12 protein-coding genes and 1 pseudogene are annotated in these 15,210 nt (G+C 34.3%); all 13 read left to right on the forward strand.

What is annotated here, in order from left to right:
- Positions 1 to 271: hypothetical protein (locus JGH11_RS14875; RefSeq protein WP_201113130.1), on the forward strand; the 271-nt coding region annotated here is incomplete at its 5' end.
- 4 nt (positions 272 to 275) lie between these two features.
- On the forward strand, positions 276 to 941 hold the full coding sequence (locus JGH11_RS14880; RefSeq protein ID WP_201113132.1) for a response regulator transcription factor: 666 nt from the start codon (positions 276 to 278) through the stop codon (positions 939 to 941).
- Positions 942 to 1,032: 91 nt separating this feature from the next.
- Positions 1,033 to 2,328 carry a HAMP domain-containing sensor histidine kinase gene (locus JGH11_RS14885; protein WP_236264012.1) on the forward strand — a complete coding sequence of 432 codons (1,296 nt, stop codon included), beginning with the start codon at positions 1,033 to 1,035 and terminating at the stop codon, positions 2,326 to 2,328.
- Positions 2,329 to 2,402: 74 nt separating this feature from the next.
- Entirely contained in the window at positions 2,403 to 5,546 is a 3,144-nt protein-coding gene (locus tag JGH11_RS14890) for an efflux RND transporter permease subunit (protein ID WP_201113136.1), read from the forward strand.
- A complete protein-coding gene (locus tag JGH11_RS14895; RefSeq protein WP_201113138.1) occupies positions 5,530 to 6,735 on the forward strand; it encodes a TolC family protein in 1,206 nt (401 codons plus the stop codon). Before JGH11_RS14890 ends, JGH11_RS14895 begins: the two co-directional genes overlap by 17 nt.
- Positions 6,732 to 7,871, forward strand: a complete 1,140-nt coding sequence (locus JGH11_RS14900) for an efflux RND transporter periplasmic adaptor subunit (RefSeq protein ID WP_236264013.1) — start codon at positions 6,732 to 6,734, stop codon at positions 7,869 to 7,871. The genes JGH11_RS14895 and JGH11_RS14900 overlap by 4 nt, the downstream gene beginning before the upstream one ends.
- A 136-nt stretch (positions 7,872 to 8,007) precedes the next feature.
- Entirely contained in the window at positions 8,008 to 8,238 is a 231-nt protein-coding gene (locus tag JGH11_RS14905; RefSeq protein ID WP_201113140.1) for a hypothetical protein, read from the forward strand.
- A 185-nt stretch (positions 8,239 to 8,423) separates the two neighbouring features.
- Positions 8,424 to 8,687 (forward strand): annotated as a pseudogene (locus JGH11_RS14910) (TQO small subunit DoxD); the annotation flags it as partial.
- 249 nt (positions 8,688 to 8,936) lie between these two features.
- A complete protein-coding gene (locus tag JGH11_RS14915; protein WP_236264014.1) occupies positions 8,937 to 9,686 on the forward strand; it encodes a DUF3945 domain-containing protein in 750 nt (249 codons plus the stop codon).
- Positions 9,687 to 10,104: 418 nt separating this feature from the next.
- Positions 10,105 to 12,093 carry a hypothetical protein gene (locus JGH11_RS14920; RefSeq protein WP_236264015.1) on the forward strand — a complete coding sequence of 663 codons (1,989 nt, stop codon included), beginning with the start codon at positions 10,105 to 10,107 and terminating at the stop codon, positions 12,091 to 12,093.
- 126 nt (positions 12,094 to 12,219) lie between these two features.
- Positions 12,220 to 13,068: a DUF1573 domain-containing protein gene (locus JGH11_RS14925; RefSeq protein ID WP_201113144.1), complete on the forward strand. Its 849-nt coding sequence runs from the start codon at positions 12,220 to 12,222 to the stop codon at positions 13,066 to 13,068.
- Positions 13,069 to 13,306: 238 nt separating this feature from the next.
- A complete protein-coding gene (locus tag JGH11_RS14930) occupies positions 13,307 to 13,651 on the forward strand; it encodes a hypothetical protein (RefSeq protein WP_201113145.1) in 345 nt (114 codons plus the stop codon).
- 80 nt (positions 13,652 to 13,731) lie between these two features.
- Complete coding sequence (locus JGH11_RS14935; protein ID WP_201113147.1) at positions 13,732 to 15,105, forward strand: 6-bladed beta-propeller; 1,374 nt, start codon at positions 13,732 to 13,734, stop codon at positions 15,103 to 15,105.
- Positions 15,106 to 15,210: the final 105 nt, after the last annotated feature.

The following is a 15,210-nucleotide window of genomic DNA, read 5'->3' on the forward strand; positions in this document are numbered from 1 at the left end:
TGTTGATAGAAGACCATCAAATTACAGACAAGTGGTTAATTTTGATTTCACATTAAATCATATAATTAATCTAAAAAATGTATCTACCTATTCAGGGCTTTTCACTATAGCTCCGTGGCGAGATCAAACAGGAAGTACTAATTGCCAATTAGCATATAGACTTGGTCATAAAGGAGGAACATATGAAGACAAGTGGCTTTCTTGGAATAAACTAGTCATTGGAGATAATTGTAATGATAAAACTATAAAACTATTTATCCTATCTTTGTGAAGATATGAAACATATTCTAATTATTGAGGATGAACCTGGTATCTATAATTTTCTAAAGCAAGGGCTTGAAGAAGAAAATTATATTGTCCTTATCGCCACTAATGGTGAACAGGGTGTAGAATATTTCTTTACAGAGAAACCAGATCTTATTTTACTCGATTGGATGCTTCCGAAAATTTCAGGTATAGATGTATGTAAAACTATTCGCCAACACAACACAGAGACTCCCATCTTATTTTTAACGGCAAAAGATACAGTTCAGGAAACAATCGAAGGTTTACGGTCAGGAGCAAACGATTATATCAAAAAACCTTTTAGCTTTGAGGAATTATTAGAAAGGATAAAAATTCATTTCCGCAACGAAAAAGAACAGTCTATTCTTTCTTTAGGTAACATTTGTATAAATACAGAAACTTATGAAGTGAAAATTGATTCCGACTCTATTGCCCTGACTCAGCGTGAATTTGAATTGCTTGAATTTCTTATAAAGAACAAAGGTTCTGTATGCAGAAGAGATGAGATTATTGAAAAAGTATGGGGTATTAATTTTGAATACGATACGGGGGTCATTGACGTATTCATTAATTCTATACGTAAAAAATTGAATTTAGATAAAGATAATGGTTACATTAAAACTATACGGGGTGTAGGATATATAGCTAACGAATAATATGCAAAATTTTTCTTTTAGAAATAGAATTGCCCTAAATTATATCATTACCACGGCATTATTAATAGGGTTAGTGTTTATTACCATTTATATGGTAGTAGAGTTTAACGTATCGAATCATCTGAATCAAGACCTTCAAAGTGAAGTTGAACGTCATTCGCAAGAAATAGAAGTAAAAAATGGCACAATCGCCTTAAAAAGGCATAAAGAATGGATGGAACGCGAACATAACACAGTTGGTGTTGATCCTGTCTTTATTGAATTTTTGGATATTAAAGGAAACCTTATCGATAAATCTCCAAACCTAAAAAACAGTCATTTACTATACGACCCCGATCAAGAAAACAATGTTTTTTTTAATGGAGAGCTTGCCGAAAAAAGAATAAGACAAGTTCAAGTTCCCATTCTTAATGAAGATGGTAAACAGGTTGGACATTTACTCGTTGCAGTAGCTCGTGAAGGTTCAGAAGTGGTATTGGATACATTGCGCCACATCTTACTTATCGCTTATCCTTTCATACTTATTGTATTATTCTTCGTTGCAAGATTTATAGCTGGAAAAAGTATTAAGCCGATTAACGATATTATAAATACATCGAACAAGATAACACGAGACAATCTGGTGGAGCGTATCCCTTTACCAAACAATAAAGATGAGCTGTATGTACTCTCTGATACTATCAATCAACTATTGGACCGTATAGAAAATACGATCGAGCGGGAAAAGTCATTTACATCTTATGCTTCCCACGAATTTCGTACTCCTTTGGCTGTTTTAAAAGGGACCTTGGAGGTTCTTATTCGAAAACCAAGACAAAGAGAAGAGTATGAAGAAAAAGTAAAATATAGTTTGCGTGAGATTGACCGCTTGAATCATTTAGTAGATGAACTATTAACTCTCACCCGTTTTGAGAATCAGAAAATGTCCTTAAGTTTTGAAGAGGTAAATATAGAACAGATTATTAACAATACACTTAAATATCTTTCAGAAAATATTCAACAGAAGAATATCACCATAAAGAATAAGATTTCGCCCGAAGCTGTTTATTTGAGTACTGATACGAATCTCTTTACAACTATCTTCAATAATATTATTTCCAATGCAGTTAAATTCTCTCATCAAGATGGAGTTATAGAAATTGATATCCGAAAGGAAAAGGAATTTACTATTTTCGAAATAAAAGATAATGGAAAAGGTATTCCAGCACAAGATCTTAAGAAGATTTTTGACAAATTCTATCGTTCTTCAGATCACGTTGATATCAAGGGATTTGGACTCGGATTATCAATTGTTAAAAGATTTTGCTCTTTATTAAATATTCATATCGAAATACTTAGTAAAGAAGGCTTAGGAACAATTGTCAAACTGCAAATTCCTCAATCTTAAGCAAATCTTAAGCTAGTTGTTTTAACATATTCCTATTTTTGTTTATAATCTTCGACACGGAAAAACAAAGATAGATGTTAGAAAAAATTATACGGTTTAGTCTCAACCGAAAACTTATTATTTTACTGTTTACATTAGCCATATTCATATATGGCATTTATTCTGTTTTCCATATACCCATTGGTGCCGTTCCTGATATAACTAACAATCAGGTTCAGGTTATTACAACCTCTACCAACCTTTCAACAGAGGATATAGAACAGTTTATCACTTATCCTATCGAAATGGAAATGGCAAATCTACCAGGCGTACAGGAAATTCGCTCCATTTCCAAATTTGGGCTGTCCGTAGTTACCATTGTTTTCGACGAGAATATGGGAACTTACCTCCCCCGACAATTAATTGCTGAAAAAATAAAAACAGCATCAGAGTTGATTCCTGAAGGCTTTGGCTCCCCCGAAATGGGACCTATTTCAACGGGGCTGGGCGAAATATATCAATATATTCTAGATGTAAAGCCTGAGTATAAGGACAGGTATTCGGTTGCCGACTTACGGACGATTCAAGATTGGATTGTGAAAAGACAACTTTCAGGTATTCCGGGAGTAGTAGAAATCAACACATGGGGAGGTTACCTCAAACAGTATGAAGTAGCCGTAAATCCATCCCGCCTGAAGGCAATGGGGATTACTACCGGAGATTTAGTAACAGCCCTGGAAAAGAATAACAGTGTAGCGGGAGGCGCTTACATAGAGAAAGTCAATCAAAGTTATTTTATCCGTGGTGAAGGCAAAATAAGTTCTATCGAAGACATTGAAAATATTGTAGTAAAAAACGCAGAAGGTATCTCCGTTCTTATTAAGGATATAGCATCGGTAAGGTTAGGCAGTGCAAATCGCTTCGGTGCAATAACAGGCAATGGCGAAGGAGAGAAAGTCCTTGGGCAAATTATGATGCTTAAAGGTGCTGATTCGAAAGAAGTTATCAATGCCGTGAAGGAACGAGTAGATGAGGTACAGAAGTCGCTACCCGAAGGTGTCTATATCAATGCTTTTTTGGAACGAAGCGAACTAGTAGCCAAAACGACGATGACAGTTGCCGAAAATCTTACTCTAGGTTGTTTAATTGTAATATTTGTTGTTGTATTGCTTTTGGGAAATTTTCGTTCGGGTATTGTTGTTGCATCGGTAATACCACTTTCTCTTTTATTTGCAATATCGCTGATGCGTATCTTTGGTATTGATGCCAATCTGATGAGCCTCGGCGCTATCGATTTTGGGATTATTATAGATGGTGCTGTAATTATCGTTGAGTTTGTGTCTGCACAAATGACTGCTAATGCTTCTAAATTAGATCACTACTCTTCGTCAGATAGAAGAAAAGAAATAGACAAAATAACCTTGAGTAGTTCTTCTCGGATGATGAATTCAGCCATATTCGGACAACTAATAATATTGATTGTTTTTATACCTATACTTTCGCTTTCAGGGGTAGAAGGAAAGATGTTTCGTCCAATGGCTTTAACATTCAGCTTCGCATTGATAGGAGCCATATTACTTTGTTTAACCTATGTGCCTGTTGTTTCTTCGTTAATAATCAAACCACAAGAACAAAAAAGGAATAGCGTAACAGTCCGTATCATGAGACTCCTGACACGTAGCTATTTCCCTGTTATCACTTGGGCTTTGAAAAACACCAAGAAAACTATAATAGGTGCAGTAGCATTACTTGGATTAGCTATTCTCATATTTACCCGAATGGGTGGCGAATTTATCCCTCAACTCGATGAAGGTGATTTTGTTATTCAACCAGTATTGAAGACCGGGACATCATTGGCAAAAACGATAGAGACCACCACACTGATAGAGAAAACTATTTTAGATAATTTTCCTGAAGTTCAACAAATCGTGAGCCGTATTGGCGCTGCCGAAGTTCCTACCGATCCCATGTCGATGGAAGAAAGTGATATCATTGTCAAAGTTAAGTCGAAAAGCGAATGGGTATCAGCCACATCAAAAGATGAATTAGCAGACAAGATAAAAGAAAAGCTGGAAGCGACCATTCCTAATATGGAGATAGAGTTTACACAACCTATCGAAATGCGCTTTAATGAACTTATCTCAGGGACACGTTCCGATGTAGCAATTAAAATATTTGGAGAAAATCTGGATGTATTAGCCGAAAAAGCTGAACAGATAAAACATGCTATTACTGATGTGGAAGGGGCAGCTGATATCATTGTAGAAAAAATTGACGGACTTCCACAAATGACAGTCGATTATAATCGGATACGCATAGCTCAATATGGATTAAATATTTCAGATATCAATGATATAGTTGCGCTGGCATTTGCAGGTACCACAGTTGGCAATGTTTTCGAGGGTGAACGCCGTTTCGATTTGGTTATACGATTGAAAGAGAAATTTCGTAACGATATTGAAGACTTAAGAAGCCTTCAGGTTCCGCTTCCTGCCGGAGGGCAGATTCCTCTACGTGAACTAGCTAATGTCGAATATTCCGAAGGCCCTGCGAAAATATCCCGTGACGATACCAAACGACGTGTTGTCATTGGTGTTAATGTACGTAATCGCGATATGGAGAGTGTTGTTCGAGATATTTCGACTATTATTGATGAAGAAGTTAATTTGCCTCCCGGGTATTCCGTAACTTATGGAGGACAGTTCGAAAATTTACAGAATGCAAAGAATCGCTTGATGATAGCTGTCCCTGTTGCTTTGTGTTTAATATTTGTTCTTTTATATTTTGCTTTTGGTTCGATAAGGGAAACTATGCTCGTATTCACAGCTATACCGCTTTCAGCAGTAGGTGGAGTGTTATTGCTTTGGTTACGAGGAATGCCTTTTAGTATTTCGGCGGGAGTAGGTTTTATTGCATTATTTGGTATAGCTGTACTCAATGGTATTGTTTTGGTTGAACATCTGAAAGAGTTGAAACACAGAGGAATGAAGAATGTAGATGAACTGATCTTGAAGGGAACTACGGACAGACTTCGTCCAGTAACGCTAACAGCAGCAGCTGCTGCGCTGGGTTTCTTGCCAATGGCAATTTCATCTTCAGCAGGAGCTGAAGTACAACGACCTTTGGCTACAGTTGTTATTGGAGGATTATTTACGGCGACACTTCTCACCATGGTTGTGCTACCTATTCTTTTTAAGACGTTTGATAAAAACCTAACTAAAGATGAAGAAGATATTTAATATTCTATTACTTGGAGCATTATTTTTATTTACCCCGACTGTTTATTCACAAAATAATAATCTGGAGTTAGACAAGTTAATAGAAATGGCTCTTATTAATAATAAAGGGCTAAGTTCTTATCAATTACAGGCACAGGCTTCTAAAGCAAATATTAATACAGCTTTCGATTTTGATAAGACAACGGTCTATTATGGATATGACGAAAACAATATCGCCCCAAATGATAAGGCCTTAAGAGTTTTCGGAATAGAACAAAGATTTTCTTTACCGACTATTTACAGAGCACAAAGAAAAGTCTATAAATCACAATGGGAACAGAGCCTGATACAATATGAAATACAAAAAAATAAACTGGCACTTGATATTTCTCTTGTTTATGAACAAATTGTTTATACACAGAATAAAGAAAGACTCTATACAGAGCTTGATAGTCTTTATTCTGCTTTCTCAAAGGCTGGGAGTCGGAAGTTTGAATTAGGTGAAACAAATTATCTGGAAAAGATTACAGCAGAGGCTAAATCAAAACAAATTCATACAACTCTTATTCAATTGAAGAGCCAAAAACAGGCTCTATATGAACAACTGAAATCATTAGTCCAAAGCGAAGATGATTACCATATTTCAAATAATCAATTAAGTTTACTTTATCTGGATGCTACGAGTATAGGAAAGGAATTGCAAAAAAGGTATATGGAGACAATCAGTGACACATATTCTTCTCAATTAAAATTGCAAAATCAAAATTGGTTGCCCGATCTAAGTATTGAGCTTTTTACAGGTACAAATAAAGATTTAGGATACAGGCAGAATGGATTTCAGATAGGAGTAGCTATCCCTCTATTTTTTAATGGAAATGTGTCGAAACGTAAGACTGCCAGGTTGGAACAACAAAGCTGGGAATCTATGCGAAATAACCGTGAGATCCAAATGGAGAGTTTTTATTTGCAAAAACAAGCCGAATTATCTCAGCATCGGGAGATGATAAAGTATTATACAGATAACGGACAAGTCCTATCAAAAGAGATTATAAAAACAGCCGATATGAGTTATAAAAACGGAGAGATAGATTTTTTTCAATATATTCAGAGTATGGAAAACGCTATCAGTATAGAAATTGATTATCTGGATAATGTCCTTTCATACAATAAATCGTATTTAGAATTACACTACTTTAACTTTAACGAATGATGAAAAAATATTTTTATTATATATTGATCGTATCTCTATTAGCATCTTTTAGTTCTTGTGGAGAAAAGAAAAAGACTTCAGAAGAAGAAAATAGTTTACAGGTAGAAAGTTCCATTGTGAAAATCACACAAGAACAATTCAATTCCATGAAAATGGAGATTGCACCTCTGGAAGAAAGAGAGTTTGATAATACGATGAAAGCTTCGGGAAAAATAGACGTTCCTCCCAAAAGTAGAGCTAAAGTCACATCTTTTGTCGGAGGATATGTAAAATCCACATCTTTACTTGTAGGAGATAAAGTTGTCAAAGGTCAGGCTCTATTAACATTAGAAAGTCCGGAGTATATTGATTTACAACAATCTTATTTGGAAACAGCAGGACAAATAAAATATCTGAAATCGGAATATGAAAGGCAAAAGACCTTGTTTGAAGAAAATATATCGTCTCAAAAAAAATATTTAGAGGCTGAGAGTAATTATAAACGAGCAAAAGCAACCTATGAGAGTCTCCGCCAGAAATTGATTATGCTTCATATTGATCCGTCTAAGGTAGAACAAGGTAATTTTTCATCTTTTATCACAGTTTACTCTCCTATATCAGGTGATATAACCTCAATCAATGCTAATATAGGAATGGCAATCTCTCCAACTGATGTTATTATGGAGATCGTAGAAACACAAGCTATGCATCTGGAGTTAGCTGTATTTGAAAAAGATGTATTCAATCTTCAAATTGGACAAAAAGTGAAATTTACAGTCCCACAGATTGGAATAAATGAATTTGAAGCAAAGGTTTCACAAATAGGAAAATCGGTTGGAGGAAACGAACGTGTTATAAATGTCTATGCTTCATTAGATACGGACACGAAGCAAAAATTATTAACAGGTATGTTTATAGAAGCACAACTAATTGTTGATTCACGGAGAGTATTAAGTATTCCTGTTGATGCCCTCATAACAGAAGAAGGGAGCAATTTTTTACTGATTCTTGAATCTGAAAAAGATGGCATTTATACATTCCGAAAAACTTTAGTTAAGATAGGAGATCGTAATAATGACTGGATAGAGATCATTCCTAATGACAATATAAATTTGGGAGCAAAAGTTTTGGCTAAGGGTGTATTTGATATAATTTGAATTATTTATTAGATAAAGATAAGACTTACAGAGGGACTGGAAGATTTTCTCTTAAAAATCACAAAAAAATCACCTTTGTTTGCTTACTTATATATCTTTTCAAATATTATCTTGGCATACAATTTAGAGTACAATTATGCGTAGACGTATTATTACTTTGTTGGCAATACTCACAAGCCTGCCTTGCTCAATAAAGCAAGATATCAGACAGCTATTGGATATTTCTGTCAATACATCGGCACAAATAGAAAAGAGTAAGGTAAGCAATAGCATATGTGCCTATACTTCTATCAGAAGAAAAGCGAAAAACAGTGGCTTAATATCAAGCAGAAGCAGACCGTTGAACGCTTTCTTACCCAGCCTGTAGTACCGACTGATATTTTACTTTATCAAAGTACAGGATCTGATCCCAACATGACATCTTCAATCCCCATATTTCTGGTTTACAGAAAATTAATTATTTGATTTAGAGAGCATTCTTATTGCAGGTAAAATAATATTATTTTACCTGGGTTTTAGTGTATTCAATTTTAAATAATTAATTATCTGTTTATGAAATATAATAATCAAGAATTACAGCATACATATCTTTTATCAGGAACCTTTATATTAGCCTTACACCTAGTTGTAGGCTGGACATATTTCTCTGCTTTTTGGAGAAGATTGATTCTCGAAAACAAACTGATCCAAGACGAAGCCAGATATATTGGAGAAAAGTTTAATCATTTTCTGCCCAATGTATTAGGGATAAAACCAATGATCGAATACTTGGTTTCTAATCCCGAATCTTTATGGTGGGCTATGGTAATATTTACCACTAAAATCAAAAAGCTGCTGAATGATCGCTAAAAATATCAAAGACTAGTCGTTTAAGGGATGTGTCAACTATGTGATGAATGAAACGGCGGAGCTGCTCGAAGCCGAAGGTGTATGGGCGGATAATATAAAGGATATGATCTGCAGCTTTGCCAGGCAGTGATCTGGAAGAAAAGAAATCAAACAGCCTGTCGGGCATATACCCATATCGTTCGCACCGGAAGATAAAGAGCGGATGACCAATGATTTATGGTACAGTTAGCTAAAGAATATATGCAGGAAATGGGTATTAACAACACCCAGTATATCATTGTCAAGCATCACAATCCCGACAAGGTAAAGTACTATATTTACGATACGGTTAAAGCGGCATTACCCCGCTGCAAGAATGAAAAAGACTTACAATTATTACTCCAAAAAGCAGGTATTGAAACCGAATTTAAGCTGAAACGGACTACCGGAGAGGTCGAAGGGATATCGTTCCGGTATGACGGTATTGCCTTTAAAGGTTCACAGATTGATCGGAAATTCAGCTTTGGCAATCTCAGAAAAGAGTTTGAAAGGAATATTGAGGTACGACAGGAACAGGCAGTAAGAGATAAACAGCGACAGGAGAAACAGCCTGGCAAAGCACAACAGCTAACCGGGAGTAAACCGAAAACATGCATTATTGGCGGAGTGAAATTAACGCTACAACAGTGGCAAACACTGGAAGACGGAAGATTTATTTATCTGGAGAATATGAAAAAGAAGGACGGGGGCGGGGAGTTTTCATCCTATGTGTTCCTCAATGATGAAAAGAAGAAGGCTTTTCCCAGTGATAAGAATCCGGATGAGTTTGTTAAATACGGAAAGTATGAGATGCGTATTAGGGATAAAATCCTGATTGAACACGACTGCATCACAAAAGCCAAAGTCAAATGGTGGGGTGGAATAGATTATAAATATCCATACCTATGGAAAGAGGATAAATCATACACTGAATATAAGGAATCATAGAGCGATCCAAGGTTCAAAACAAGGAAGAGGCTGATATGAGGTATGTTAATTCTAAAGATTCGGAGAAGAACCAAAATAGAAAGATCATAAGCCTAAAACTACTCAATTATTATTTTTCACGGAAATTATAAGCTAGTTGAAAGTCATAGATAAATTAATCTTCTATCAAATAAAAAATTAACATATTTTATTTATTGTATTTTGCCTATTCTTTATGAAAATTAACAATATAAAAGTAGACCTCTATTCAGAGAGAATATACTCAGGAAACATATTGTATTATATAATATTAATAGAATAACACTGGTCTTTCTTAATCTTTTTTATGTTAAAAAAAGATACTACATTGCAAACGATTCTGTTAAAATCTAAACTAAGATGTACAAATTGTTAATTATTTTATCAAAGCCTAATACTTATGAAAAATAAAATCAAACCAATCCTTTTCAGAAGTATTGTTATCACTATTCCCATTTTGGTCTTCATTTATGGATGTTTTGAGAAGAACACGCCCTATTTGTCTCTGAATGAAATATTAAAAAAAAATGAGTCCTTAAATATCGTATTGGACCAATATAAGAATGATTCTTTAAAATTAAAAGCTGCAATATTTTTGATTGAAAACCTCCCTTATCATCATTCATATGAGGGACAAGCCGTGGATAATTATCATAGGTTATACGAATTACATTGTACCGGAAAGTATACACCGGAAGAGGTGTTAGACTCTATTTCTTCCATATATGGAAATTTCAATTATAAAAACGCAATAATAAAACGAGACATACAGATAGAACCAGAATATCTAATAGATAACATCGAATGGTCATTCAAAGTGTGGAGAGAACAGCCTTGGGGAAAGAATGTTTCATTCGAAAATTTTTGTGAGTACATCTTACCTTACAGAATAGGGGATGAAAAACTAATACCATGGAGAAAAAAAATATATGAACAGTTTAATCCCGTATTAGATAGTATACGATCATTGCCTCAAGCTGAAGACCCTTTGTTTGTGGCTGAATTTATGCAGAGACACCTTAAAAAGAGATTTCCGTTTTATTTTTCATATATATTTCATGGGCCACATGTTGGACCGGATATTGTAAACTGGTATTCGGGATATTGCAGGGAGAGTACAGATATACTGATCTATATATTCAGGGCATTGGGGATTCCTTGCGGAAGGGATTTTATGTTTGTCAGGGGAGATAGTAATACCGGGCATGAATGGAATTTTATTTTGGACAAAGAAGGTAAAAGCTATTATTGCTCTATAACTTATGCATCAGATAAACCTGAACCGACAGAGACTTATTGGTGGTCAAAGGGAAAGACCCATCGGCAGACTTTTAGTATAAACAAAAAAATAATTGATGAGATAGGAATTAGTCCAACGAATATACCTCAGGCCTTCAGATATCCCCGATTTAAAGATGTAACATCTTTATATGCCGGAGAACGGGAGCACCCAGTCGTAATACCGAAAGAAAAACTTTACCGAAAGCTGTCTGATAACACACCCGTTTATTTGTGTTCATCAAGTTGGCAAAACTGGATACCGCTGGATTGTATAAGCTACAGGCAAAAAATGGATAGTATTTCATTTCAATATGTTGAAGGAGGGGTAATTTTCCGATTAGCAACTTGTTTGGATAACAAAATAGAACCCCTTAGTGACCCATTCTTGCTTGAAAGAGAAAATGGCAACATACGTTATTTTGATGCAGATGGAGAGATCGAACAAATTGTGGTACTTCATAAATTCCATCCTCATCCAACCTATCCTTGGAAAATGGTGCAAGGTGTTTTTGAGGGAAGTAACAGAGCTGATTTCAAAATAAAGGATACGCTGTTTATTATAAAAAACAGACCTCTACGAAAGTGGAATGTCCTAAAAATTGAGAATAATAAAGAATACCGTTATCTGCGATATATTGGACCGAAGGATAGTAATTGCAATATTGCGGAAATAGCTTTTTACAGCAAATATAATGACTCGGTTCCCTTATTTGGAGATCCTATCGGAACCCATAATCCTGAAGAGATCGAGAAGACACACAATTATGCCAATGTATTTGATGGAGATACTAAAACATCATTTACTTATCACAAACCGGATGGTGGTTGGGTAGGGTTAAAATTAAAACAACCGGAAAAAATAGGAAAGATTATTTATACAGCCCGCAATAGAGACAATTTTATAAATGTGGGAGATATTTACGAACTATTTTATGATAAAAAAGGAGAATGGATCTCAGCAGGTAAAACAGAAGCAGTGAGTGATTCTCTTGTATATAATATACCCAAAGGTGCTTTGTTATATTTGAAAAATCACACTCAGGGAAAGGATGAACGAATATTTGAGATAAACGAAAGATTTTATAACATAGAACAGATATTTTGGTAAAATATACTAAAGAAAAAGAAGATAGAATCCTTGTATAAAAGAATAGAAATCAAATATGATACTAAATTAGAAATTGAATAAATAATAAAAGGCTCATGAAGTACTCCTCTTATTTTTTATTAATGTTTGTCCTTTTGGGGATGTTATCTTGTAAAAAAAGACGATAAAAAAGCCCAAGCAGAAAAGATTGTTGCAGAGTGGATAGGTAAAGAAATTATTCTGCCCACTGATATAGGCTGTACATATCTTGGACGCGATACGGTTTGCCCAGAAAATAACACTCCATATAAAGTGTTGGTCTATACTGATTCTACGGGGTGCACCAGCTGTAAGCTACAACTTTATAAATGGAATACATTTATACAAGAAGCAGAGTCAGAAATGGCAAGAAAAGTAAGTTTTCATTTTTATTTTCAACCGAAAGACGAAAAGGAACTTAAATTCTTATTGCGACGTGACAATTTCACACAGACAGTTTATATAGATAATGAAAGTAAACTGAACGCCATAAATAAAATACCTGATAATATAAGCTATCAGTGCTTCTTATTAGATAAGGATAATAAAGTGATTATAGTTGGGAACCCCACTCTCAATCCTAAAATATGGGATTTATATAAACAAAGTATTACCGGAAAGGAAAATACTGAACAAACTAATATCCGTCAAACTACGGTAGAAGCAGAGCATACGGAAATAGAACTCAATGACACCAAAGTGCAAAAGACTTCTATAGCCACTTTTATCTTAAAGAATACAGGAGAATTTCCTCTATTGATAAAAGATATTTCTGCGTCCTGCGGTTGTACAGTTCCCGAATGGGATAAAAAACCTATAAAGCCCGGAGATAAGACTGAGATAAAAGTAAAGGTGACTCCTGATGCCACAGGATATTTTAGAAAAACGGTAACAGTATTTTGTAACACAAAAAGAGGTTCTATCCCTCTATCTGTAAAGAGTATGGTAAAAGGATAGTTCCAAAAGGGAAAGGGCGGAGAATTGTCTCCTCTTGCAAAGCTAGACAATAGCACCCCGCCCCACCTTCCCTTCTCAATAAAAAAGAAAGGAGGTTATACAAAAGTAAGTATTATATTTTGAAATCTACGTGAGTTCGAACTGTTGAAATGATAGATACAGTTAAAAACAACTAAATGATTTTAAAACTAAAATTTGAATTAAAATGAAAAGAAAATAATTCATGGAATAGTTGTTCTTGCTATTGCGGCTGTCGCTATATTTAATTGTAAATCTGAATCTGAATACTCAGAACTCGGATACGTTTTATCTAAATTTAAATAATACCGAAGCATTGGCAGGTGGCGAATGGAATGATTGGACACAATGGCTTAGCCAAGGATTAACACAGGATGAGAGGGAGTATGAAAGACCATGTCCTTCAAGTAGTTCTTCTAGCACATCTGGATCAACTTCTGTAGACTATGCAGGCACAAACGTAAGTGCAAGTGGTCAACATTCCTCTTCTCAGGTAAATCCAAGTAATCGGAATGAAATCACATGTGCGTATGGATCAGTAAATTGTACACCCATATCTTGTTAATAACATGATTTAAAAACAGAAAGATATTTATTTTCGGATGAATATCTTTCTATAGAAACTTCTTTAATCAAAAAATAAAAATGAGAACTATTTTAATTTATATAATTACAATAATTAGTACATCATGTATTAAACAACAAAGGACGGAACGTTTCTCACAAAAAGAAATAGAATCATTATATCTTGATAGTACAATGAATCTAATATATAACTCTGCTAATCTTATAAAGATTAACTTAAATCCATTTTTAAAAGATCAAACTTACGAACTTGGGGCACTCATAGAAGATATAAAACTTATTCCACTCGAAACTACTGCTAATAGCTTACTAAGCGATATTTACAAAATAATTGTAACGGATTTTAATATTTATATTCACGATAAATTTAAAGGAGGTGGTCTTGTTATCTTTGATAGTAATGGAAAATTTATCAAAAGGATTCAATATGGCCATGGTCCAGGTGAGATTAATAGATTGTCAGATATGGCTTATGACTATGAAACACCCACATTAATAGTATATAACTATCCATTTTTGATATCCTTTACTCCTAATCGTGAGTTTATTGGGCAGCTCAAACTCCCTTTTGGATTTTATAATTTTGTTTGTTTATCTGATGGGTATGTCTTTAAAACACTAGATGGTCAAGGCAATGAACATTTAGGACACTTGAAAAATAATACCTTGTTGATAACAGACAAAGAATTTAAGATTAAATATGCAGGTCTTATAAATGAATCGGATCTAATCGATTACGGAGGATATATTATTGGAGGTAAATCATCAGGCAAATCTATTCTTTTATTTTATATTGCAAAAGCCTTCTTAACAGATAGATCGCTGCTAAAAAAGGAAAATGATGAAAATAAATATAAATATGACTTTGAGAAGGAGTTTGATTTAGAAGTTAAACTTCCTTCTGCTCAATCAATACTATCAAATAGAGCCGATAATACACCCAGTATTATTCCAGAAATAAAATATATCCCACAAAACTATCTATCAAGATTAGCTGAACCAGAGGGGAATAAAGTTGGAAATGAACTTCGCAAATTAGTGAGAGGACTTATTCTCGAAAATATTGATTCTCGAAAGCTTTATAATAGTTTTATTCTGGAATTAAGAGAAGACGATAAACAAAGAGAAAATCTAATTAATGAATATTTTGAAATAAGAGGACAGTTAAAAGAATTAAATAAGCAGCTATCGGAGAAAGGTAATATCGAAGTTCTAAAAGATAATCTTGATAAAACTCACAAAGACATTAAGACATTAAAGGAGAATGCAGGATTAACTGCCTCTCAAATAGAAGAATATAACAAACTAAATATTGAACTTGAAACCATTAATATTGGATTACAAAAGTTATTGCATGATTATCAAAAAGTATCAGCCTTTAATGTAGAAGTCTCAAAAGAACTTGCACAGATCATTAATAAAAAAATTCATTGATATCTGAGAGTAGTAATTTAGAAGAAGATATTATCAATTACATAAAACCATACTATCAAAATTTAGATAAAACTCACAAAGATATTGTTTCACTATATAATATAT

Origin of the sequence: Dysgonomonas sp. Marseille-P4677, assembly GCF_016652235.1 — a bacterium.
Taxonomy (GTDB): Bacteria; Bacteroidota; Bacteroidia; order Bacteroidales; family Dysgonomonadaceae; genus Dysgonomonas.